This window comes from Roseovarius sp. (assembly GCF_027019125.1).
In the GTDB taxonomy this organism is placed as follows: Bacteria; Pseudomonadota; Alphaproteobacteria; order Rhodobacterales; family Rhodobacteraceae; genus Roseovarius.
The window spans coordinates 134067-156229 of sequence record NZ_JALUXE010000002.1; the positions used below are offsets into that span (position 1 = coordinate 134067).

Sequence of the window (22163 nt, forward strand, 5' to 3'; positions counted from 1 at the left end):
GAGACCCGCGTGGTAGGAGCGTGCGCATCTTGGCCGAGTTGTTCGAGGTGCATTTGGATCAATGATGGCGCGTAACATAATGATATAAAACGAATAAATTACGATTCAGGCCAATAAAGCGCTGCCTCTGGCCATATCCATACATTACATAATACTGATTATGCGAAATCCTGATACACCTTGTTACGACCGGCTGCACCGGTTCATCACGATCTGCATACGGTGATCGGGGCATGAGAAATGCCCCGACAGCGGATCCTTGCACGGGGCTTCCATCACGCGCAGACTGAGCCAAGTGGCGACGGCCGCAAAGACCACACCGCCAAGCGCCTGCCCCAATAGAACCCCTGGTGCCCCCCAGATCATCCCGAAGGCCACGGCAAAGGGCCAGATCCCCAGCGTGTTGCGGGCCCAGTTGATCCAGGTCGAGTACCCCGGATGGCCGAGATTGTTGAACGAGGCATTGGCAATGAAGATCATCCCGTTGAAGAAGGACGCAAGCGCCAGCGGACCGAGATAGAGATAGAGCAAGCTGCGCATCTGCCCGGTGGCGTCAAAGAGATCGGCAATCGGCGCGCGCAGCGCAAAGAGCAGCGCCGACATGGTCAGGACATAGAGCGCCAGAAACTTGAGCCCGTCAAAGAAGGTCTCTTGCACCCGGTCCAGCCGCCCTGCCCCGAAATTCTGACCAAAGATCGGCCCGATTGCGCCTGACAGCGCCAGCACCACGGAAAAGACCACCGGCACCAGACGATTGATCACCGCCATGCCCGCCACCGCATCGGCCCCGTATTTGGCCATTTCGCGCGTCACGATGGCGGTGCCCACGGGCGTTGCGACAGTGGCCAGCATGGCCGGGGCCGCGATGCCGATGGCGCCGCCACAATCGCGCATGACGCAAGCGAAATGCGGTTTGGCAAAGGCCCGGTAGCGAAGAATGGCGATGCCAAGAGCCAAGCCCATGGTCGCAACACGCGCAAAAACGGTGGCCACGGCAGCCCCTTCGAGGCCCATGTTGAGGCTGAAGATCAGGATCGGGTCGAGCACGAGGTTGACGCCCGCACCCAGGAGGGCCGGATACATCGCGCCGCGCGCGTCACCATAGGCGCGCAGGACCGCCACGGCGACCATCGAGAGGCCCGAGACAAAGGTCGTGGGCAGGATGATCCAGAGGTATGTGGCCGCCATGTCGCGCATTGCCCCCTCTGCGCCGACCAGACCGAGGATGTCGTTGATGAAGGGCAAGGCCAGAAGCGGCACGAGCAGGCCCACGATCACGGCAATCGCTGCGGTCGTGCTGGCCGCCTCGCGTGCGGCCTTGCGATCATTGCGGCCTTCGGCCTGCGCGACCAGCGCGCCTGCGGCAATGGAGAGGCCGATGTTGATGGCGCTGGCAAAGAACATGATCGTGCTGGCATAGCCCGCAGCGGCCGCCAGCTCCTCGCGCCCCAACATGGAAATGAAAAGAATATCAATGAGATCGACGGCGAAGATGGCCATGAGGCCAATGCTCGACGTGAAGGACATCACCGAAATGTGTCGAAAAAGATTGCCTTGGGTAAAGCTGCCGCCGGTATCGGTGAGGGCCATGTCATGCTCCTGTTACATCACGGCTGCTGACATATACTCAAAGCGCGCCTGCGCAATTGGCACGCGATCAACAGTTAGTGTGCAAATCTGCTTAGCGGCGGGCCGCCACGGCGTGCACAAGGCGCGCGCCGGTTTCGTAATAGAGCGATTTCAGTGCGACGAACTGTTCGGAGTGGCGATCCACCACCGGCACAGGCAGGCCGGTTTCGTCACCTGACAGCAAGGCTTGGGCGACCGCCCGGCCAAAGACGGTGCCGGGGCCGATGCCACGCCCGGAATAACCGAAAATGGCCAGAGCCCCCGGCCCCATGCGTTGAATCCGGGGCAAATGGTCATGGGTCATGGCGATTCGCCCGGCCCAGGCGTGTTCGATCTCTGCCCCGGCGAGTCTGGGGAAAAGCTGTGCCAGTTTGCGCCGGGCCCAATTCTCGTGGAGCGTGGCATCCCCGCCCATGCCGCCCAGAATCACCCGCCCTGCCCGGTCGCGGCGCAGCGAGGTCATGACAAGGCCGGTATCCCAGCAACCCTCGCCGCCGGCGAGGATATCGCCCGCCAGATTGTCGCCGAGGGGCGCGGTCGCCAGTTGAAAATACTGCACAATCGGCACGTCGGGGCGGATCACATGGGTGACGGGACGGTGATAGGCATTGGTGGCAATGAGCAGATGCCGCGCCCGCAGTTTGCCGCCGGGGGTGGTGACGATCCACTGGCCGCTGCGATGTTCGGCGGCGGTAACGGGGGTTCGCTCGCAGATCAGGGCGCCTGCATCCTGGGCGGCACGAGCGAGGCCACGCGCATAGGCGAGCGGCTGAATCGTGCCCGCGCGCGCATCATGGAGCGCGCCATAAAACCCGTCGGTTCCCGTGCGTTGCGCGGTTGTCTCGATGTCGAGCAGGCGCACGGGCGCACCGCGTGCCGCAAGTTGCGCGTGGCGCGATTTCAGGTCTGTCAGAGCCTTGGGCGCGTGGGCGAGATGCAAGGTGCCGTTGCGGGTGGCCTCGCAGGCGATGTCATGCTGCGCGATGAGGTAAAAGACCAGCGTTGGGGCCTCTGCCAGAACGGCGTTGAGATGTTCGCCCGCCTCTGGCCCCAGGATGTCGCACACCGTGTCGGGCGGAAGCCAGAGCCCTGCGTTGACAAGGCCGACGTTGCGGCCAGAGCCGCCCTCGCCCACGGTTTCGGCCTCGAGCACGGCGACATGCGCCCCCTGCCCTGCGGCATGGAGCGCCGCCGACAGGCCCGTGAACCCTGCGCCGATGATGGCCAGATCAACCATGCGTTCACCGCGCAGAGGGTGCGCGGCGAAGGATTCAGCGGCACTCGCGCGCCAGAGGTTGCCAAGGCCCGGCATGGATCAGAAGAACGCCTGAAGCCCGGTTTGCGCCCGGCCAAGAATGAGCGCGTGCACATCATGCGTGCCCTCATAGGTATTGACCGTTTCCAGGTTGACCATGTGGCGAATGACCTGAAATTCCTCGGAGATGCCGTTGCCGCCGTGCATGTCGCGGGCGTGGCGGGCAATTTCGAGCGCCTTGCCGCAGTTGTTGCGCTTGATCATCGAGATCATTTCCGGGGCGGCGTTGGCCTCGTCCATCAGGCGGCCGACGCGCAGGGCCGCTTGCAGCCCGAGGGTGATTTCGGTCTGCATATTGGCCAGTTTCAACTGGAACAGCTGGGTCTGGGCGAGCGGGCGGTTGAACTGCTTGCGATCGAGCCCGTATTGCCGCGCCGCGTGCCAGCAGAATTCGGCGGCCCCCATGACGCCCCATGCAATGCCGTAGCGGGCGCGGTTCAAACATCCAAAAGGCCCTTTAAGCCCTTGAACATTGGGCAGAAGTGCGGATTCGGGCACCTCGACATTATCCATCACGATCTCGCCGGTAACAGAGGCGCGCAAGCTGAGTTTGCCGCCCACCTTGGGGGCGCTCAGACCCTTCATGCCCTTTTCGAGGATGAAGCCACGGATCTTGCCGTCATGCGCCTCGGATTTGGCCCAGACCACGAAAACATCGGCGATGGGGCTGTTGGAAATCCACATCTTCGTGCCGGTCAGGCGGTAGCCGCTGTCGGTACGCACGGCGCGGGTTTTCATGCCTGCGGGGTCGCTGCCGGCGTCCGGTTCGGTCAGGCCAAAGCAGCCGATGAGATCACCGCTGGCCAGACCGGGCAGGTATTTGCGGCGCTGCTCTTCGCTGCCGTAGGCGTAGATCGGATACATCACGAGCGAGGATTGTACGCTCATCATCGACCGATAGCCCGAATCGACGCGCTCGATTTCGCGGGCGACGAGGCCGTAGGACACATAGTTGGACCCCAGCCCGCCGTATTCCTCGGGGATGGTGGTGCCCAACAGGCCCATCTGGCCCATTTCCTTGAAGATGCCGGGATCCACACGCTCTTCACGGTAGGCAGCGATGACGCGCGGTTGCAGCACCTCTTGGGCAAAGGTGCGCGCGCTGTCGGTGATCATGCGCTCTTCTTCGGAGAGTTGATCGTTGAGGCGGAAGGGATCGGCCCAATCGAAGGCGTTGAGATCCGGGGCATCCTTGGCGCGCAGCGTCGGGGTATTGGCGTTCATGGCGGACTCCTGTGGCGAATTCTTCGAGTTGGGGACAGGTTACACTGGCAAAACGCCGATGAATAACGATAAATTCACATGGACATATGAGTAAACCGCAAGAATGACCCTGCCCCGCCGTTTTCTTCCGTCGATATCGTCTTTGCGCGCGCTGGAGGCGCTGGACCGTCTGGGCAGCGCCACGGCGGCAGCGGCGGAATTGTCGCAAACGCAAAGTGCGGTCAGCAGGCAATTGAAAACATTAGAAGATCAGCTTGGCGTGGTGTTGATCGTGCGACAAGGGCGCAGCATTCACCTGACCCCGGAGGCGGCGGATTATGCGGACAAGATCCGGGGCGCGCTGCACCAGATTGCGCAAGCCTCGCTCACACTGACCGCAAATCCGGCGGGGGGCAGCCTGAGCCTTGCGATTCTGCCGACCTTCGGGATGCGCTGGCTGGTGCCGCGACTGGCCGAGTTCGCCCGGCTATACCCGGAGGTGACGATCAACCTGTCAACGCGATTGAAACCGTTTAACTTTATGACAGAACCCTTTGATGCAGCAATACATTTTGGAGAACCGAACTGGATCGGCACCGAGGCGTTGAAGCTGCGGACCGAGCGGGTCGTGGCCGTAGCAACACCGGAATTTCTGGCGGGTCATGCGCCGGTCACGTCGGCGGCCGATCTCTTGCGTCTGCCGCTCTTGCAGATCGAAACGCGGCCCGGTGCCTGGCCTGCGTGGTTCGAGGCGCAGGGCGTTACCGGAGCCAAGGTGAGCGGCACGATCTATGACCAATTTTCAACCATCACACAGGCGGCTTTGCATGGTTTGGGCGTCGCGCTTTTGCCGGATTATCTGGCGGAACAGGATCTGGCAACCGGCCGACTTAGATCAGCCTGGGGCGACAAGACCCTGATTTCAGGGGCGTATTACCTTGTCTGGCCCGTGCATAACGGGCGCGATCCGGCGCTTTGCAAATTCCGGGACTGGCTGGCAGGACAGGCGGAGGATGAAGACCTGCTCCCGCGCTGAGGCAGTTCAGCCCAAGGCATAGCCCGCGCCGCGCACGGTGCGCAGCGGATCATCGCCCCCATGCTGGCAGAGCGCCTTGCGCAGCCGCCCGATATGCACATCCACGGTGCGGGTGTCGACATAGATGTCACGCCCCCAGACGCGATCCAGGAGCTGCTCGCGCGACCAGACGCGGCCGGGCTTCTCCATGAAGGTGGAGAGCAGGCGAAACTCGGTGGGGCCGAGTTTCAGCGGCTTTTCGCTGCGGGTGACGCGATGGGTTTCGGCATCGAGCACGATGTCGAGATATTCCAGCCGCTCGCCCACGGTCGCCGGACGGGTGCGGCGCAGTTGCGCGCGGACACGCGCCATCAGTTCGACCAGCGAATAGGGCTTGACCACATAGTCATCGGCGCCGGTTTCAAGCCCGCGCACGCGGTCCACCTCTTCGGAGCGGGCCGAGAGCATGATGATCGGAATACCGCGGGTTTCCGAGCGGGTCTTGAGCTGACGACAGACCTCGATGCCCGAGACATTGGGCATCATCCAATCCAGAACGATGATGTCGGGGGGCATTTCCGAGACCATCAACAGCGCCTCTTCGCCATTGCTGGCGGTGAGCACGTGAAACCCGTCGGCCTGCAGGTTGTAGCCCAACACTTCGCGCTGTGCCGGTTCATCTTCGACCAGGAGGACGGTGGGTTGATCTGCGGACATCGGCGGCTCCTCTGCTTAGTGGCTGCCCTTGGGCGCAAGATCGGGATCAACCGAGGTTGTATCGCTCTTGGGGCGCGGATCATCGGGGAACGAGCCGGAAACAAGATAGATCACCTGTTCGGCGATGGAGGTCACGAGATCGCCCATACGTTCGGTGTTCTTGGCAATGAAATGCAGATGCATGCAGGGCGTGATGTTGCGCGGGTCTTCCATCATGAAGGTCAGGAATTCGCGGAAGATCGCGTTATACATCTGATCGACATCGAGGTCGCGGCGGATCACCTCATGGGCGAGGTCCATGTCGCGCTGGATATAGGCGTCGAGCACATCCTTGAGCATTTCCTCGACTTCGCGGGCCATGCGGCGCAGCGCCGAGGGCGAGCCATTGACCGCCGCCATCTGGCTGAGGACCGAGGTGCGCTTGGCCATGTTCTTGGCATAGTCACCGATGCGTTCGAGGCTGGCGGAAATCTTGATCACGGTCAGGACCACGCGCAGGTCGCGCGCCGCGGGCGACCGCAAGGCCAGAACGCGGGCGGCCTCTTCGTTGATCTGCTCTTCGAGCGCGTCGATGGCCTTGTCGCGGCCGCGCACCTCTTCGGCGAGGTCATCATCGCGGGTTTCGAGTGAGCGGGCCGCGTCGGAGATCGCGCGCTCGACCATGCCGCCCATCTTCATGATATGGGCCTGAATGGTTTCGAGGTCGTGGTCGAAGGATGATACGATGTGCTGATGGTCGGACATGGAAGGTTCCTTAGCCGATACGCCCGGTGATGTAGCTTTCGGTGCGCTCATCCTTGGGGTTGGTGAAAATCTGGCCGGTATCGCCGAATTCGACGAGATGGCCGAGGTGGAAGAAGGCCGTTTTCTGGCTGACGCGCGCGGCCTGCTGCATCGAGTGGGTGACGATCACCACGGAAAACTCCTGTCGCAGCTCGTCGATCAGTTCCTCGACCTGTGCGGTGGCGATCGGGTCGAGGGCCGAGCAGGGTTCGTCCATCAACAGCACCTCGGGCGAGGTGGCGACGGCGCGGGCGATGCAGAGGCGCTGTTGCTGACCACCGGAGAGCCCGGTGCCGGGCTGGTCGAGGCGGTCCTTGGCCTCGTTCCACAGGGCGGCGCGGCGCAGCGATTTCTCGACGATTTCGTCGAGATCGGCCTTGGTGCGGGCAAGCCCGTGGATGCGCGGGCCATAGGCCACGTTATCATAGATCGACTTGGGGAACGGGTTGGGTTTCTGGAACACCATCCCCACCTTGGCGCGCAGCTGCACCGGGTCGACCTTTTTGTCGTAGATGTCTTCGCCGTCGATCAGGATGTCCCCCATCACGCGGCAAATGTCGATCGTGTCGTTCATCCGGTTGATGCAGCGCAGGAACGTGGATTTGCCGCAACCCGACGGGCCGATAAAGGCGGTCACGGTCTTGTCGAGGATGTCGACATCCACGTCCTTGATGGCATGGGTGTCACCATAGTAAACCTGCACCTTGCGCGCGGCGATCTTGATATCGTTGTTGGTCACTTTCGTCTCCGCGAATTTTGGGGCGTCAAACATGGATTTATACCTTTGTTTACCAGCGGCGTTCAAACCGTTTGCGCAGCAGGATGGCGGCGATATTCATGATCACGAGGAACACGAGCAGCACGATGATGGCCCCCGACGCGCGTTCCACGAATGCCGGGTCGCCGCGCTGTGTCCAGTTATAGACCTGCACGGGGAGGGCCGCGGCGGGGTCAAAGAAGCCCTCGGGCGGGCCTGCGGGATATTCCCGCACAAAGGCCACCATGCCGATCAGGAGCAGCGGGGCGGTTTCGCCAAGCGCCTGCGCCAGACCGATGATTGCCCCCGTCAGGATGCCCGGCATGGCGAGCGGCAGGACGTGGTGAAAGATCGCCTGCATCTTGGAGGCGCCCACGCCAAGCGCTGCATCGCGGATCGAGGGCGGCACGGATTTGAGCGCCGCGCGCGTGGCGATGATGATGGTCGGCAGGGTCATCAGCGTGAGCACGAGACCGCCCACGACCGGGGCCGATTGCGGCAGGCCCACCATGTTGATGAAAATCGCAAGGCCGAGGATACCGAACACGATGGACGGCACCGCCGCGAGGTTGGAGATGTTGACCTCGATCAGGTCGGTCCAGCGGTTCTTGGGGGCGAATTCCTCGAGATAGATCGAGGCCGCCACGCCCAGGGGCAACGAGAGAACCAGCACGATCAGCATCATATAGGCCGAGCCGATGATGGCCACGCCCAGACCGGCCGCCTCTGGGCGGGTATCAGAGGCGTCGGGCGCGGTGAAGAAGGCCCAGTTGAACTTGGTCGTGAGGATGCCCGCCTCTTTGAGTTGCTGGGCCAGTTGCAGTTGCTCGGGTGAGACATTGCGGTCCAGCTCCGCGCTTGCCATCGTCACGCGGCCCTTGAAAAAGCCGTCGATACGGCCAGCCGCCAAGAGATCGAAAGACACGGTTTCCCCGATCCTATCGGGATTGGCGAGCACATAGTCGCGCAGCGATGCAGGCGCCTCTTTCGAGATCAACTCGCCGGCGGCTTTGGCGTTCAGGTCAGAGGACACGCCTGCCCGCTCCATCGCGGCGGTCATGGCGGCGTCGATCAGCGGCGCATAGCCAAAGGTCGTGACCTTGGCGATGTCATCGAGGTTGCGTTCGCCCTTCTTGTCGAGTTTGGCGGGGTCGAGATAGACCTCCAGTTCGACATAGGTCTGTTGAAAGGACGACAGGCCACTGGCAAGGATCGAGGTCAGCAGGCCCACGAGGGAAAGCACGCCGATCGTGACGGCGATGAGCCCCATCATGCGAAAGCGGGCTTCCTTGGCGTTGCGCCGCTTGGTGCGCTCGTCCTGTGTCAGCAAGGACCCTTTGCGCGGGGCCGGGACTGCGCCGGAGGAGGTGAGGTCGGTCATTCGTACTGCTCCCGGTATTTGCGCACGATCACAAGGGCGATGACGTTCAGCCCCAGCGTGAAGACGAAAAGCGTGAGGCCGAGGGCGAAGGCAACCAGCGTTTCAGGGCTGGCGAATTCGGTGTCGCCGGTGAGCTGGCTCACGATCTTGACGGTGATGGTGGTCATCGCCTCGAACGGGTTGAGGCCGAGTTTGGCGGCGGCCCCTGCCCCCATGACCACGATCATGGTCTCGCCGATGGCGCGGGAGGCCGCCAAGAGGATGGCCCCCACGACACCCGGCAGAGCGGCAGGCAGGATCACCTGCTTGATGGTTTCGGATTTGGTGGCCCCGAGACCGTAAGAGCCATCGCGCATGGATTGCGGCACGGCGTTGATGATGTCGTCCGAGAGCGAGGACACGAACGGGATGAGCATGATCCCCATGACCAGCCCGGCGGTCAGCACCGACGAGGACGAGGTGCCAAGACCCAGCGGAGAGGCGATATAGTCGCGCAGGAACGGCCCCACGGTGATCAGGGCAAAGAGACCGTAAACGATGGTGGGGATACCGGCCAGCACCTCGATTGCCGGCTTGGCAATGGCGCGAAGCGGTTTGCTGGCATATTCCGCGAGATAGATCGCGATCATCAGCCCCAGCGGCACCGCCACCAGCAACGCAAGGAAGCTGACATAGAGGGTGCCCCACAAGAGCGGCAGGATGCCCAGATCAGAGCCGCCGCGAAACTGCGGGTTCCAGACCGTCGAGAAGAAGAAGTCGGCGGCCGGATACATCTTGAAGAAATTGATGGTCTCGAACAGCAGCGAGGCGACGATGCCGAAGGTGGTCAGGATCGCCACCAGCGAGGCCCCGATCAGGAGAGACAGCACAAAGGTCTCGGAGGCGTTGCGCGCGCGTTGATCCGGATGCACCCGCACCCACGACCAGACCAGCAGCGCGCCCGCCAACCCCAGAACCGCGATCGTCATCAGGAAGCGGCCCGAGTTCTGCGACTTGCGCAGTTCCTTGGCGGCCTCGAACACCGGCACCGGCACGTCCGAGCCAAGCGCCACGCCGACATTGCCCAGCCGGTTGCGCACATCGGTGAAATCCGCGCGCATGGCATCGAGATCGGATTCGGACATATGCCCGGCCACCATCAGGGCATCCAGCCCATCGGCGATCCGGCGCACATCGGCCATGACGAGGCTCTTGGCGCCGCCCTCGGGGATCACGCTATCGGGGATCATGCCGCCGATGCGGCCTTCGATCATCAAGGGTTGCAGAAAGAGCCAGGCGAGCATCAGCAGAAGAGCCGGGACCGCCGTGAAGAGTGCCACCGCCTGACCATAGTAATTCGGCAAGGAGTGCAATTTCTTGCCCGTGGCCCGCGAGGTTGCGAGTGCGCGTGCGCGCCCCAAGAAAAAGCCCAGCCCACACAGGCCGAGCACGATCAGGGTGATATAGCCGGTACTCATCTGCTCTCCGCCAAAAAGGGAGGGATGGCGCGGATGCGCCACCCCTCGGAGGTCTTGGTCTTAGTTCAGCACGCCCATGGGAACGCGGTTGGCAACCATTTCCTGAGTCTTGGCAAGCTCGGGATCGGACACGAGGCCATAGGCCGCGAGCGGGCCATCGGGGCCTGCGATCTCGTCGGACACGAAGAACTCGATATATTCCTGCATGCCGGGGATCACATCGAGATGCGCGTTCTTGACGTAGAAGAACAGCGGACGCGACACCGGGTATTCCCCCGAGGCGATCGACTCGACCGACGGCTCGACGCCGCCCATGGTGGCAACCTGAAGCTTGTCGGTGTTGTTCTGGTAGAAGGACAGACCGAACACGCCGATGCCGTTCTTGTTGGCGTCAACGCGGGCCAGCGTTTCGGTGTAGTCGCCGTCGATGTCGATGGACACGCCATCGGTGCGCAGCGCCATGCAGGCCTTTTCAGCAGCTTTCTTGTCGCCGCCATTGGCTGCCATGTGCAGTTCGAACGTGCCGTTCTCTTCGCAACCGGCGATGATCACCTTTTCGTCGAACACTTCGCGGGTGCCGTGCTTGGTGCCGGGCACGAAGGCCAGGATTTCTTCGCCGGGCAGGTCGGCGCGCACGTCGGACCACACTTTGTTGGTGTTGTCGGCCAGAGCGCCGTCCTTGGCAACCTGCGCCGCCAGAGCCGCGTGCCAGTCAGCCGGGCTAAAGGCATAGGCCGGACCGTTGATGTCGGAGGCAAAGACGATGCCGTCATACCCGATGCGGACTTCCATGATCTCGGTCACGCCGTTCGACGCGCAGAGGTCGATGTCGGACTGCTTGATGCGCGAGGAAGAGTTGGCGATGTCGATGGTGTTTTCACCGACGCCTTCGCAGAGTTTCTTGCGGCCAGCGCCCGACCCGCCGGATTCCACGACCGGGGTGGGGAAATCGAAGTTTTCGCCAAAGGCTTCGGCGACGATGGCGGCATAGGGCAGCACGGTCGAGGAGCCAGCAATCTGGATGTTGTCACGGGCCGCGGCGGTGCCGGCGGCGAGGGCCGTCAGGGCCAGTGCGGAAACGGTGGATTTGAACAGCATGAGTTGCTCCTGAGTTCGGGTTCACGGGACGCCCATCCGGGGGCGACCTCGGGGTCAGCACTAGGTGAGAACCACAACGCTTTTGTTACACTTATGTAACGGTTTTATGACAGTGCGATAAGTTTGCCGGTTCAGCCAGTTTTTTCGCGGCCCCAGCAGCGTTTTCAGGGCTCTTGGCGGTCCCACTGCGGCAGAATCACCGAGAATTCGCTGCCCTCTCCGGGCGTGGAAGAGATTCGCAGGCGTCCGCGGTGGCGGTTGACGATATGTTTGACAATGGCGAGGCCAAGGCCCGTGCCCCCCATTTCGCGTGAGCGATGCGTATCGACGCGGTAGAACCGCTCTGTCAGCCGGGGAATATGCAGCGGGTCAATCCCGGGGCCCTGATCGCGGACACGCGCCACAATGGCCGGGGCGCGCAGGGTGGCGTCGCGCGGGGTGCGTTCCAGCGTGATCGTGATGCGGTTGTCCTTGCCGCCATATTTGATCGCGTTTTCAACGAGGTTGGTAAAGACCTGCTGCAACTGGTCATCATTGCCGCGCACCACCATGCCTTCGGGTGCCTCAAAGCTGATGTCGCAGGCGCGGTCCCGCGCCAAGGGGCGCAGCGCATGCAGGACCGAGCCGATGACCTGGCCCAGATTGACCTCATCGCGCGGGCGCACGCGCTCTTCGCTCTCGACGCGGCTGAGCGACAGAAGATCGCGCACGAGGCGCTCCATCCGCGCCGCTTCGGATTGCATGATCCCCAGAAAACGGTCGATGGCGACCTGATCGTGGCGCGCTGGCCCCTGCAGCGTCTCGATAAAGCCCATGAGCGCGGTCAGCGGCGTGCGCAGCTCGTGGCTGACATTGGCCACGAAATCGCGGCGCATCTGGGCGGCATGTTCGCGTTCGGTCAGATCCTCGAAACACACGAGCGTGCCGCGCGCATCGCTGGTTTCCACATAGCCCACATGCACCTGAAAGCTGCTGTCGCGCCCGGCCTCCGAGGTCTGATAGGTGATCTTGCGCGGCAGACGGTCGCGCAGGGTGGCCTCGATCGCCTCGAGCACATCGGGCTGGCGCAGCGCGGTCAAGAGATGCCGCCCCTCAAGCCCCTGCCCCAAATGATCGCGCGCGCCCTGATTGGCAGCGATGATGCGATCGTCCGGGCCGACCAGAATGGCGGCCATCGGAATACCTGCCAGAACCGTGGCCAGACCCTGCATCGCCGATCAGAGCGCCAGAAGCCCGGTGCGATACCGGCGCATGTTCTGTTGGTAATGCAGCGCCGTGGCGCGCAGCGTGGCAATCGCCGCCTCATCGAGGTTGCGCACCACCCGGCCCGGCGCGCCCATCACGAGGCTGCCTTCGGGGATTTCCTTGCCCTCGGTGATCAGCGCGCCCGCGCCAATCAGGCTGTTGCGCCCGATGCGCGCGCCGTTGAGCACCGTGGCCCCCATGCCGATCAGAACATTCTCTTCGAGGATGCAGCCATGCAGCATCGCCTTGTGACCGATGGTGCAACCCGGACCGATGACGAGCGGATAGCCCATGTCGGTGTGCATGACGCAATTCTCCTGCACATTGCTGCCCGCGCCCACGCGGATTTCCTCGTTGTCGCCGCGCAGGGTGCAGCCAAACCAGACCGAGGCCAGATCCTCGATCACCACCTTGCCGATCAGATTGGCATCGGGCGCAATCCAGGTGTTTTCGGCAATCTGCGGCGCGTGGCCGTCAAGGCTGTAGAGTGTCATTGCATCTCCTCGAATTCGGTCTGCAGCGCACGCACATGCGCGGTCAGGCCCGGTTGCTGGCTGCGGCGCAGGCGCGTGGCCTCGATGATGGTCTTGAGCCGCGCTTCGGTGGCGTCCAGATCCTCGTTGATCAGCACGAAATCATAACCATCCCAATGGCTGATCTCGTCCCAGCTTTTCTCCATCCGCTTGGCGATGACCTCGGGCGTGTCCTGCCCGCGTGTTTCCAGCCTGCGGTGCAGTTCGCGGATCGAGGGCGGCAGAAGAAAGATCGAGAGCGTATGTGCGCCCAAGGCCGAGTTGCGGATCTGCTGCGCGCCCTGCCAGTCGATGTCAAAGAGCACGTCGCGACCGGCGTCGATGGCCGCCTGAACGGGGCCGCGCGGGCTGCCGTAGAAATTGCCGAACACATGCGCATGCTCCAGCATCTCGCCCGCTGTCACATCCTGTTTGAACTGCGCCTGGGTCATGAAATGATAATCCTGCCCGTCCACTTCACCGGGTCGCGGCGCGCGGGTCGTGGCCGAGACGGAAAAGGCAATGGTTTCGTCCCAGTCGCGCAGGCGCCTGGACAGGGTGGATTTGCCAGCGCCCGAAGGTGAGGAGAGAATGATCAGGAGGCCTCTTCGGTTGCTCATGCTGTTCCCTGCCCTTCTTCTTGGTGAAAATACTCAAATTCAGGTCGTGCGGCCTGTGCCTCATTCGACATTTTGCACCTGTTCGCGCATCTGGTCGATCACGGTCTTGAGGCTGAGCCCGATTTCGGTCAGGCCCGCATGTTGTGCCTTGGAGCAAAGCGTATTGGCCTCGCGGTTGAATTCCTGGCTCAGAAAGTCGATCTTGCGCCCCAGCGGCGCGCCGCCTTCGAGCAACGCGCGCGTCGCCGCCACATGCGCGCGCAGGCGGTCCAGTTCTTCGGTGACGTCGAGTTTGACCGCCAGCAGCGCCAGTTCCTGAGCCAGCCGCGCGGGATCGAGATCGGTGGCGGTATCGCGCAGGCGCGCAAGCGCCGTCTGGTGGGTGCGGGCAATGTCGGCGCTGCGCTGCACGAGCAGGTCCTGAGCGGCTTGGGTCAGGCGGGCGATTTCGTCCAATTGGGCGTGCAACACCTTGGCCAGCGCCGCGCCTTCGGTGGCGCGCATGGCCAGGAAATCCTGCAGGACCGGTTCGAAATCCGCGAGCAGCGCCGCGCAGAGCGCGCTGGTGTCGCTGTCGCCGGTGCCTGCCTCGATCACGCCGCGCAGGGACAGGATGTCGGCGGCGGTGGCCGGGGCGAGCGAGAGGCCGCAGGCCATGGCGCGATCCTCGACCAGCGTCATGGCGCGCAGCACATCGTCCAGCCGGTCGGGGTTGACCGCCAATTGGCCGCTGGCATCGTCGCTGGTCAGGCGCAGGGTAAGCGAGACATTGCCGCGTGTGATCCCCTGCCCCAGCCGCGCGCGCAAGGCCGGCTCCAGCCCTTCGATCCAGTCGGGCACGCGCAGGCGCAGGTCGAGCCCCTTGCCATTCACACCGCGCAACTCCCAGGTCCAGGAATGGCCCGGAATGGCCCCTTTGGCGGTGGCGAAAGCGGTCATCGACTGGATCATCGGCTAGGGTCCTCGGCGCAGGCGGTCTGCCCCGTCCTAGTGCGTGACCCGGCGGCTGACAAGTCCCGGTGGCGCGGCCTGACGGTCCCGAAGGTTAACCAATCGCCGCGATTTTTAGACAAATTCCCGGAAACCTGTGGCAGTCTTGATCCAACGTGCGGTGCCGCAGGGGTGGCGCAAGGTTCACCAGGCAGGCTGATGCCGCGACGCCTGGGATACGGGCTGCAAAGGAGCAAGCCATGCAGAATGACACAACAGGCCCACATGCATCGGACAAAGTGGCCCCCCAAGACCGGCAACAGGCCGCGGATCTGCAGGCGCTTCATGGCTATTGGGCCGGTCTTTGCGAGGGATCAGAGGTGCCGCGCCGCGCTGACATAGACCCGCGCCGGATTGGCGGGCTTTTGTCCAATGCGTTCATCGCCGAGCGGATCGCGCCGGGGGTTACGCGCCTGCGGGTGGCGGGGCTTCATCTCAATGCGCTGATGGGCATGGAGGTGCGCGGCATGCCGCTGTCGAGTTTCATCGCGCCGAGCGCCCGCGAGGCCTTTGCGCTGGCCTTGGTCGATCTTTTCGAGCGACCGGCCCGGGTGGAGATCGACCTTCACGCCAGAGCGGGATTGGGGCGGCCTGAAATGACCGGGCGTCTCATGCTCTGGCCGCTGCGCAGCGATCTGGGCGATGTGTCGCGAGCCCTTGGCTGTCTGGTGACACAGGGCGAGATCGGGCGTGCCTCGCGGCGCTTCGAGATGGCGGCGGTTCGGGTTCTGCCGTTGGAGGCCCGGATCACGGGGGTGCGGCGCCTTGATCTTTTGCCCGGTGGGCGGCGTGACGACTGGCGTGGGCGTGGTGCACCGCGCGGGCGCGGCTATCTGCGCGTAGTGAAGTAAGGCGCAAGGATCGACCGCAACAGGCACGTGACCTGTTGCGGTCAAGAGGTGGTTCAGCCGGCTTCGGCCTGACGGCGGTCGTGGCGCAGGGATTTCAGCTCTTCGGCCACGAGGAAGGCCAGTTCAAGCGACTGGCTGGCATTGAGGCGCGGGTCGCAGGCGGTGTGGTAGCGCGCCGAGAGGTTTTCCTCGGACAGCGCCCGCATGCCGCCGGTGCATTCGGTCACATCCTGCCCTGTCATCTCGAAGTGCACGCCGCCGGGTATGGTGCCTTCGGCCTTGTGGATACCAAAGAACTCCTGCACCTCGCGCAGCACCGCATCGAACGGCCGCGTCTTGTAGCCGGTGGCGGACTTGATCGTGTTGCCATGCATCGGATCGCAGACCCAGAGAACATTCGCCCCCTCTTCCTGCACCGTGCGTATGAGGCGCGGCAGGTTTTCCCCCACCTTGCCCGCGCCAAAACGCGCGATGAGCGTGAGACGCCCGGCTTCGTTGCTGGGGTTCAGCGTGGCCAAGAGGCGTTTGAGATCGTCAGACGTCATCGAGGGGCCGCATTTCAGGCCGATGGGGTTCTGCACGCCGCGCAGGAATTCGACATGCGCGCCATCCGGCTGGCGGGTGCGGTCGCCGATCCAGAGCATGTGGCCCGAGCCCGCCAGCCATTTGCCGGAGGTGGAATCGAGCCGGCACAGCGCCTCTTCGTATTCCAGCAAGAGGCTCTCGTGCGAGGTGTAGAAATCCACGGTCTTGAGCGTATGGGCGTTGTCGCTGTCCACACCTGCCGCCTTCATGAAGTCGAGCGCATCCGAGATGTGGTTGGCCATCTCGCGGTAGCGCGCGGCCTTCTCGCTTTCGGTGAAGCCGAGGGTCCAGGCATGAACCTGATGCACATCCGCATAGCCCCCCGTCGAGAAGGCGCGCAGAAGGTTGAGGGTGGCGGCGGCCTGCGTATAGGCCTGCAACATCTTGTCCGGGTTCGGGATGCGCGCCTCGGGGGTGAAGGCCAGTTCGTTGATGATGTCGCCGCGGTAGCTGGGCAGTTCCACGCCATCGATCACCTCGGTCGGGGCCGAGCGCGGCTTGGCGAATTGCCCGGCCATCCGGCCCACCTTGACCACCGGCACCTTGGCCCCATAGGTCAGCACCATCGCCATTTGCAGCATCACCTTGAAGGTGTCGCGAATGGCATCGGCGGAGAACTGATCGAAGGCCTCGGCGCAATCGCCGCCCTGAAGCAGAAATGCCTCGCCGCGCGCGGCGGCGCCAAGCGCGCGCTTGAGGCGGCGCGCCTCACCGGCGAAAACCAGCGGCGGATACTGCCTCAGACGCGCCTCGACATTGGCCAGAGCGGCGGCATCGATATAATCGGGCATCTGCACCCGCGGTTTCGCGCGCCAGCCCGTTTTCTGCCATTCCGTCATCGTCCTTACTCCGCATTGAACGTAATCTGAGACCCGTGCTTAGCAAAGCGGCGGGCAAGAGGCCATATGAAACGCGCAAGAATACGTCGCAAATCGACCATGCCTCTCTTGTCAATCGCGACAGATTCGTGACAGACCGATAAAGAGGCCATTGCGCCGGGGAATCGGGTGATGATGACGTCAGAGACCACGAAAATCGCGGTAAAAGCCCCCAAAGAGCCAAAACGCTTTGTGTTTGTGCTCTTGGACAAGTTCACCCTGCTCAGCTTTGCGTCGGCCATCGAATGTCTGCGCATCGCCAACCGCATGGCCGAGGAGGAGCTGTACAGCTGGGTTCTGACCGGCGATTCCGATGATGTCATCACCTGCTCTGCCGGGGTGCGATTCAATCTCGACTTTCCGCTGTCGGAGTTGGCGCGCGAAGATGTCGTGCTGGTTTGTGGCGGCGTGGATGTGCAGAAGGCCGCGACCAAGCGCATGTTGAACTGGCTGCGCCGCGAAGCGCGCAAGGGGCTGCGCATGGGCGGGCTCTGCACCGCGTCCTATGTGCTGGCACGTGCGGGCTTGCTCGACGGCAAGCGCGCGACGATCCATTGGGAGAACCACGACAGCTTCCTCGAGGAGTTCGAGGATGTGACGTTGACAAAATCGGTCTTTGTCATCGACGGCAACCGGATGAGCACGGCGGGGGGCACATCGTCGATTGACCTCATGCTCAACATCATCGCCGACGATCACGGAGAAAAGCTGGCGAATGCGGTGGCGGATCAGCAGATCTACAGTTCGATCCGCACCGATCAGGACACACAGCGTCTGAGCGTGCCCACACGCATCGGCGTGCGGCATCCCAAGCTGAGCCAGGTCATCCAGATGATGGAGACCAATATCGAAGAACCAATCAGCCCGGCGACACTGGCCCGCGACGTGGGCATGTCGACCCGGCAGCTCGAGAGGTTGTTCCGCCGCTATCTGAGCCGCAGCCCCAAACGGTATTACATGGAACTGCGCCTGCAAAAGGCGCGCAACCTCTTGATGCAGACCGACATGACGGTGATCAACGTGGCGCTGGCCTGCGGCTTTGCCTCGCCGTCGCATTTCTCGAAATGCTACCGGGCGCATTACAACACCACGCCGTATCGCGAGCGTGGTGCGCATAGTTCCCGTTTGTCGGTATGACGCTTTCTTGAAAAGAAAGCGGTCCGAAATCTTTTGAAGATTTCGGATCACCGCGAGAGGCGATAGGCCGCACCCTGCCCGACGCTGAGAAACCAGATTGACCCATCGGGGGCCTCGCGTATGTCGCGCACACGCTGGGTTTCGCGGGATTTCAGACGCTCGACCTCGCGTAGCGGCGCCCCCTTGAGCCTAGAGATCATGTCGAACTTGAGCGACCCCACAAGGATGTCGCCGCGCCACTCCGGGAACATCTCGCCTTGATAGATCATCATGCCTGAGGGCGCGATGGAGGGGTCCCAGTAATGGGCCGGTTGTTCCATGCCGGGCTTTTGCGTGCCCTCGCCGATCTTGAGCCCCGAGTAGTGGCGGCCATAAGAGATCACCGGCCAGCCGAAATTCGCCCCCTTTGCGATGCGGTTCACCTCGTCGCCGCCGCGCGCGCCATGTTCGACGACCCAGAGGTTGCCTTGGGCATCAAGCGCGGCCCCTTGCGGGTTGCGGTGGCCATAGGACCAGATCGGAGGCTGCGCGCCTGCGGTCTGAGCGAAGGGGTTATCGGCAGGGATGGACCCGTCGCGGGCGATACGGATGACAGAGCCGTTCTGGCGCGAGAGGTCTTGGGCAGAGTCGTCATCACCGCGGTCGCCAATGGTGGCGTAGAGCATCCCGTCGCGCCCTTCGACCAGACGAGATCCGAAATGCCGCCCGCCCGAAGACCCGGGTTCGAGTTCGAAGATCACCGTCCATTCGGTCAGACGGTCCGCGCCGGGGGCAAGGCGGGCCCGGGCGATGGCGGTGCCGGCACCGCCCTGTTGCGGCTTGGAATAGGTGAAGTAAAGCTGACGGCTCTGCGCGAAATCGCGGGGGATGAGAAGATCGAGCAAACCGCCCTGTCCGCGCGTGGCGACATCCGGCAGGCCACCCAATTCCCGGCGCTGGCCGTTCTCGATATGGAGAACGCGCCCGGCCTTTTCAGTGATCAGCAGGCTACCATCGGGCAGAAAGCCGATGGCCCAGGGATCGTTCAACTGGTCAACCATTTTCGTGACCGTCAGTTTGCCCGCGCTGCTGTCAAGCGCGTAGGCCGGGGTCATGGCAAGGCAAGCGGCGAGGATGAGAGGGAAAAGGCGCATGGCTGTCTCCTTTTCCCTTCCAGATAGGGATGTCAGGCGCGTTTTCCAGCCAGTTGGGCGATGCCCAGCACATCGAGCACGCGCGCCTCTATGTCGGCGGCGTTGAGGCGCGCCACCGCATACATATCCTCGGCGCTGGCCTGATCTATGAACGTGTCGGGCAGGACCATGGAGCGGAACTTGAAACCTCGGTCAAATACTTGAGCTTCGGCCAAGAAGTGACTGACATGGCTTGCAAATCCACCAATCGCCCCTTCTTCTATGGTGATCATCGCCTCGTGATTCCGCACGAGATCGAGGATCAGCTTTTCATCCAGCGGCTTGGCAAAGCGGGCATCGGCAATGGTCGGCGTGATCCCGCGCGCGCGCAAGGATTCGCTGGCCTTGAGCACTTCGGACAGGCGCGTGCCAAAGGACAGGATCGCGACGCGCGCGCCCTCCTGGATGATGCGGCCCTTGCCGATCTCAAGCGGTTCGCCGCGTTCGGGCATGGTGACGCCCATCCCCTCGCCGCGCGGATAGCGAAAGGCGATCGGACCCTCGTCATGGGCGGCGGCGGTGGCGACCATATGGACAAGCTCTGCCTCGTCGGCGGCGGCCATGACCACGAAACCGGGCAGATTGGCGAGAAAGGCGGTGTCGAAAGCCCCCGCATGGGTGGCCCCGTCGGCCCCCACCAGCCCCGCGCGGTCGATCGCGAAACGTACGGGCAGGCGCTGGATCGCCACGTCATGCACCACCTGATCGTAGCCGCGTTGCAGGAAGGTGGAATAGAGGGCGCAGAACGGCCTGAGCCCCCCCGCCGCGAGCCCCGCCGCGAAGGTCACGGCGTGCTGTTCCGCGATGCCCACATCAAAGAGCCGCGACGGGTAGCGCTCGGCAAAGAGGTTGAGGCCGGTGCCATCGGGCATGGCGGCGGTTACGGCGCAAATCTTGTCATCCTGTGCCGCGTGGGTCAGCAGCGCCTTGGCAAACACGCTCGTATAGCTGGGCGCGTTGGAGGGCGATTTGCGCTGTTCGCCGGTCAGTACGTCGAATTTGGCGGTGGCATGGCCGCCATCGCGGGCACGCTCGGCCGGGCCATAGCCCTTGCCCTTCTTGGTCAGGACATGGATCAGGATCGGGCCGGTGGCGCGCGCCTTGACGGTACGCAGCACAGGCAAAAGCTGTTGCAGGTCGTGGCCGTCAATGGGGCCGACATAGCTGAAGCCCAGTTCCTCGAAAAGCGTGCCGCCGACGGCCAGCCCCTTGAGCATGTCCTTGGCGCGGCGCGCGCCCTCTTGAAAGGGGGGCGGCAGGAGGGAAATCGCCCCCTTGGCGGCGGCCTTGAAATCCTGAAACGGGGCCTCGGCATAAAGCCGCGAGAGATAGGACGAGAGCGCGCCCACCGGCGGGGCAATAGACATTTCGTTGTCGTTGAGGATGACGATCAGGCGCTTCTTGAGGTGGCCTGCGTTGTTCATCGCCTCAAAGGCCATGCCTGCCGACATGGCCCCGTCGCCGATCACCGCGATGGCATCGCCGAGGCCCGAGGGGCAGTTGCCGCCAAGATCACGCGCCACGGCAAAGCCCAAGGCCGCGCTGATCGAGGTCGAGCTATGGGCCGCGCCAAAGGGGTCGTAGGGGGATTCCGAGCGTTTGGTGAACCCCGACAGCCCATCCTTTTGCCGCAGGGTGCGGATACGGTCGCGGCGGCCCGTCAGAATCTTGTGCGGGTAGCACTGGTGTGACACATCCCAGATGATCTTGTCTCTTGGCGCATCGAACACGTGATGCAGCGCGACGGTCAGTTCCACGACGCCAAGCCCGGCCCCCAGATGCCCGCCGGTTTCGGACACGGCGGAAATGGTCTCGGAGCGCAGTTCATGCGCCAGTTGCGCCAACTGCGCATCGGAAAACCGTTTGAGATCGGCGGGGCTTGCGACCTGATCGAGCAGCGGTGTTTTCGGGCGGTCGGACATGATGCCCCTCCGTGGGGAAATTGCAGCGATGTTCAGCTTTGCCGCGAGATAACGAAGCGGGCAAGATCGCGCAAGGCATCCGCGCGGGCTGCGTAACAAGATAGCGCGTCGCAGGCCTCGTCAACAAGAGATGCGGCGCGGGCGCGGGCACCCTCGAGGCCCAGCAGCGACACAAAGGTCGCCTTGCCTGCGGCGGCATCCTTGCCCACCGCCTTGCCCGCGGATGCGGCATCGCCCGTCACGTCGATCACATCGTCCTGAATCTGAAAAGCCAAGCCCAGTGCGCGGGCATAGGTGCCGAGCGGTCGGCTGTCGGCATTGGCCATGCGTGCGCCTGCCGTCGCGGACCATTGGATGAGCGCGCCCGTCTTGCCCGCTTGCAGGGTCGTGATTTCGTCGAGGGTGAGAGGCGTCGTCGCGGTTTCGGCAGCGATGTCGAGCGCCTGACCCAGCACCATCCCCTGCCCGCCTGCGGCGCGGGCGAGGCTGAGTGCCAGATCGGCGCGCACCGCAGCCGGGCCGCAATCGGGATGCGCCACCAGTTCGAAGGCCAGCGATTGCAGCGCGTCGCCGACAAGAATTGCGGTCGCCTCGTCCCATTTGACATGCACGGTGGGCTGGCCCCGGCGCAGATCGTCATCGTCCATGGCGGGCAGATCGTCATGCACGAGGGAATAGGCGTGCAGCGCCTCGATCGCGGTGGCAGGCCAGATCGCGGCGCTCTCGGCGACATCGTGCAATCGCGCGCTTTCCATCACCAGAAATCCCCGGATGCGTTTGCCGCCCCGCGTGGCATAGCGCATGCCCTCGGCCACGGGACCGGTGCCGAAGGGGTCAAGCACAGAGGTCAGATGCGTCTGGATCGCCGCGGCCTCGGCGGCAAGTCGGGCCTGCAT

The 22163-nt window shown here is 63.4% G+C and carries 20 protein-coding genes; 3 read left to right on the forward strand and 17 right to left on the reverse strand.

From position 1 onward, the window contains the following. Positions 1–183: 183 nt before the first annotated feature. From MVC20_RS00875 to MVC20_RS00885, 3 genes are all read right to left on the reverse strand, one after another. Entirely contained in the window at positions 184–1590 is a 1407-nt protein-coding gene (locus MVC20_RS00875) for an MATE family efflux transporter (protein ID WP_297537533.1), read from the reverse strand. Between the two features lie 91 nt (positions 1591–1681). Continuing rightward, a complete protein-coding gene (locus MVC20_RS00880; RefSeq protein ID WP_297537535.1) occupies positions 1682–2941 on the reverse strand; it encodes an FAD-dependent oxidoreductase in 1260 nt (419 codons plus the stop codon). Between the two features lie 3 nt (positions 2942–2944). Further along, a complete protein-coding gene (locus tag MVC20_RS00885) occupies positions 2945–4168 on the reverse strand; it encodes an acyl-CoA dehydrogenase (protein WP_297537536.1) in 1224 nt (407 codons plus the stop codon). Between the two features lie 103 nt (positions 4169–4271). Between MVC20_RS00885 and MVC20_RS00890 the strand changes: the two genes are divergently transcribed. Next, a complete protein-coding gene (locus MVC20_RS00890; RefSeq protein WP_297537538.1) occupies positions 4272–5183 on the forward strand; it encodes a LysR substrate-binding domain-containing protein in 912 nt (303 codons plus the stop codon). A 6-nt stretch (positions 5184–5189) separates the two neighbouring features. Here the strand turns inward: MVC20_RS00890 and phoB are convergent, their stop codons facing one another. From phoB to MVC20_RS00940, 10 genes are all read right to left on the reverse strand, one after another. After that, positions 5190–5879: a phosphate regulon transcriptional regulator PhoB gene (gene phoB, locus MVC20_RS00895; RefSeq protein WP_297537544.1), complete on the reverse strand. Its 690-nt coding sequence runs from the start codon at positions 5877–5879 to the stop codon at positions 5190–5192. A gap of 15 nt (positions 5880–5894) precedes the next feature. Continuing rightward, positions 5895–6623, reverse strand: coding sequence for a phosphate signaling complex protein PhoU (gene phoU / locus MVC20_RS00900; RefSeq protein WP_297537546.1), 729 nt, complete (start codon positions 6621–6623; stop codon positions 5895–5897). A gap of 10 nt (positions 6624–6633) precedes the next feature. Continuing rightward, a complete protein-coding gene (gene pstB, locus MVC20_RS00905) occupies positions 6634–7434 on the reverse strand; it encodes a phosphate ABC transporter ATP-binding protein PstB (RefSeq protein ID WP_297537548.1) in 801 nt (266 codons plus the stop codon). Positions 7435–7450: 16 nt separating this feature from the next. Then, positions 7451–8800 (reverse strand): phosphate ABC transporter permease PstA, encoded by a 1350-nt coding sequence (gene pstA, locus MVC20_RS00910; RefSeq protein WP_297537550.1) that lies wholly within the window; start codon positions 8798–8800, stop codon positions 7451–7453. Beyond that, positions 8797–10257 carry a phosphate ABC transporter permease subunit PstC gene (gene pstC / locus MVC20_RS00915; RefSeq protein ID WP_297537552.1) on the reverse strand — a complete coding sequence of 487 codons (1461 nt, stop codon included), beginning with the start codon at positions 10255–10257 and terminating at the stop codon, positions 8797–8799. Before pstC ends, pstA begins: the two co-directional genes overlap by 4 nt. A gap of 60 nt (positions 10258–10317) precedes the next feature. Beyond that, positions 10318–11355 (reverse strand): substrate-binding domain-containing protein, encoded by a 1038-nt coding sequence (locus tag MVC20_RS00920; RefSeq protein WP_297537554.1) that lies wholly within the window; start codon positions 11353–11355, stop codon positions 10318–10320. A gap of 164 nt (positions 11356–11519) precedes the next feature. Then, complete coding sequence (locus tag MVC20_RS00925; protein ID WP_297537556.1) at positions 11520–12566, reverse strand: ATP-binding protein; 1047 nt, start codon at positions 12564–12566, stop codon at positions 11520–11522. A 6-nt stretch (positions 12567–12572) separates the two neighbouring features. Beyond that, positions 12573–13094: a gamma carbonic anhydrase family protein gene (locus tag MVC20_RS00930; RefSeq protein ID WP_297537558.1), complete on the reverse strand. Its 522-nt coding sequence runs from the start codon at positions 13092–13094 to the stop codon at positions 12573–12575. Next, positions 13091–13732 (reverse strand): guanylate kinase, encoded by a 642-nt coding sequence (gene gmk / locus MVC20_RS00935; RefSeq protein ID WP_297537560.1) that lies wholly within the window; start codon positions 13730–13732, stop codon positions 13091–13093. The genes MVC20_RS00930 and gmk overlap by 4 nt, the downstream gene beginning before the upstream one ends. A 60-nt stretch (positions 13733–13792) precedes the next feature. Then, on the reverse strand, positions 13793–14683 hold the full coding sequence (locus tag MVC20_RS00940; RefSeq protein WP_297537562.1) for a YicC/YloC family endoribonuclease: 891 nt from the start codon (positions 14681–14683) through the stop codon (positions 13793–13795). A 239-nt stretch (positions 14684–14922) separates the two neighbouring features. Between MVC20_RS00940 and MVC20_RS00945 the strand changes: the two genes are divergently transcribed. After that, a complete protein-coding gene (locus MVC20_RS00945; protein ID WP_297537564.1) occupies positions 14923–15573 on the forward strand; it encodes a PAS domain-containing protein in 651 nt (216 codons plus the stop codon). 53 nt (positions 15574–15626) lie between these two features. Here the strand turns inward: MVC20_RS00945 and MVC20_RS00950 are convergent, their stop codons facing one another. Further along, a complete protein-coding gene (locus MVC20_RS00950; RefSeq protein WP_297537566.1) occupies positions 15627–16997 on the reverse strand; it encodes a class II 3-deoxy-7-phosphoheptulonate synthase in 1371 nt (456 codons plus the stop codon). Positions 16998–17171: 174 nt separating this feature from the next. Here MVC20_RS00950 and MVC20_RS00955 point away from each other — a divergent pair, with 174 nt between their 5' ends. After that, complete coding sequence (locus tag MVC20_RS00955) at positions 17172–18173, forward strand: GlxA family transcriptional regulator (protein ID WP_297537569.1); 1002 nt, start codon at positions 17172–17174, stop codon at positions 18171–18173. Positions 18174–18220: 47 nt separating this feature from the next. Here the strand turns inward: MVC20_RS00955 and MVC20_RS00960 are convergent, their stop codons facing one another. Genes MVC20_RS00960 through MVC20_RS00970 form a run of 3 tightly spaced genes read right to left on the reverse strand, consistent with a single transcriptional unit; the run spans position 18221 to position 22163 of the window. Beyond that, positions 18221–19306 carry a PQQ-dependent sugar dehydrogenase gene (locus MVC20_RS00960; protein ID WP_297537571.1) on the reverse strand — a complete coding sequence of 362 codons (1086 nt, stop codon included), beginning with the start codon at positions 19304–19306 and terminating at the stop codon, positions 18221–18223. A 32-nt stretch (positions 19307–19338) separates the two neighbouring features. Next, the gene (gene dxs, locus MVC20_RS00965; RefSeq protein ID WP_297537573.1) at positions 19339–21267 is read right to left on the reverse strand and encodes a 1-deoxy-D-xylulose-5-phosphate synthase; all 1929 of its coding nucleotides are present in this window, start codon (positions 21265–21267) and stop codon (positions 19339–19341) included. Between the two features lie 32 nt (positions 21268–21299). Continuing rightward, a complete protein-coding gene (locus tag MVC20_RS00970) occupies positions 21300–22163 on the reverse strand; it encodes a polyprenyl synthetase family protein (RefSeq protein ID WP_297537575.1) in 864 nt (287 codons plus the stop codon).

Excerpts from the sequence above, each read along its gene's own strand:
- phoB (WP_297537544.1), bottom strand. The coding sequence starts at position 5,879 with ATGTCCGCAGATCAACCCACCGTCCTCCTGGTCGAAGATGAACCGGCA.
- MVC20_RS00925 (WP_297537556.1), bottom strand. The coding sequence starts at position 12,566 with ATGCAGGGTCTGGCCACGGTTCTGGCAGGTATTCCGATGGCCGCCATT.
- MVC20_RS00930 (WP_297537558.1), bottom strand. The coding sequence starts at position 13,094 with ATGACACTCTACAGCCTTGACGGCCACGCGCCGCAGATTGCCGAAAAC.
- MVC20_RS00880 (WP_297537535.1), bottom strand. The coding sequence starts at position 2,941 with ATGCCGGGCCTTGGCAACCTCTGGCGCGCGAGTGCCGCTGAATCCTTC.
- MVC20_RS00955 (WP_297537569.1), top strand. The coding sequence starts at position 17,172 with ATGACGTCAGAGACCACGAAAATCGCGGTAAAAGCCCCCAAAGAGCCA.
- dxs (WP_297537573.1), bottom strand. The coding sequence starts at position 21,267 with ATGTCCGACCGCCCGAAAACACCGCTGCTCGATCAGGTCGCAAGCCCC.
- pstC (WP_297537552.1), bottom strand. The coding sequence starts at position 10,257 with ATGAGTACCGGCTATATCACCCTGATCGTGCTCGGCCTGTGTGGGCTG.
- pstA (WP_297537550.1), bottom strand. The coding sequence starts at position 8,800 with ATGACCGACCTCACCTCCTCCGGCGCAGTCCCGGCCCCGCGCAAAGGG.
- phoU (WP_297537546.1), bottom strand. The coding sequence starts at position 6,623 with ATGTCCGACCATCAGCACATCGTATCATCCTTCGACCACGACCTCGAA.
- MVC20_RS00920 (WP_297537554.1), bottom strand. The coding sequence starts at position 11,355 with ATGCTGTTCAAATCCACCGTTTCCGCACTGGCCCTGACGGCCCTCGCC.
- MVC20_RS00970 (WP_297537575.1), bottom strand. The coding sequence starts at position 22,163 with ATGCAGGCCCGACTTGCCGCCGAGGCCGCGGCGATCCAGACGCATCTG.
- gmk (WP_297537560.1), bottom strand. The coding sequence starts at position 13,732 with ATGAGCAACCGAAGAGGCCTCCTGATCATTCTCTCCTCACCTTCGGGC.
- pstB (WP_297537548.1), bottom strand. The coding sequence starts at position 7,434 with ATGTTTGACGCCCCAAAATTCGCGGAGACGAAAGTGACCAACAACGAT.
- MVC20_RS00940 (WP_297537562.1), bottom strand. The coding sequence starts at position 14,683 with ATGATCCAGTCGATGACCGCTTTCGCCACCGCCAAAGGGGCCATTCCG.
- MVC20_RS00890 (WP_297537538.1), top strand. The coding sequence starts at position 4,272 with ATGACCCTGCCCCGCCGTTTTCTTCCGTCGATATCGTCTTTGCGCGCG.
- MVC20_RS00960 (WP_297537571.1), bottom strand. The coding sequence starts at position 19,306 with ATGCGCCTTTTCCCTCTCATCCTCGCCGCTTGCCTTGCCATGACCCCG.
- MVC20_RS00875 (WP_297537533.1), bottom strand. The coding sequence starts at position 1,590 with ATGGCCCTCACCGATACCGGCGGCAGCTTTACCCAAGGCAATCTTTTT.
- MVC20_RS00950 (WP_297537566.1), bottom strand. The coding sequence starts at position 16,997 with ATGACGGAATGGCAGAAAACGGGCTGGCGCGCGAAACCGCGGGTGCAG.
- MVC20_RS00945 (WP_297537564.1), top strand. The coding sequence starts at position 14,923 with ATGCAGAATGACACAACAGGCCCACATGCATCGGACAAAGTGGCCCCC.
- MVC20_RS00885 (WP_297537536.1), bottom strand. The coding sequence starts at position 4,168 with ATGAACGCCAATACCCCGACGCTGCGCGCCAAGGATGCCCCGGATCTC.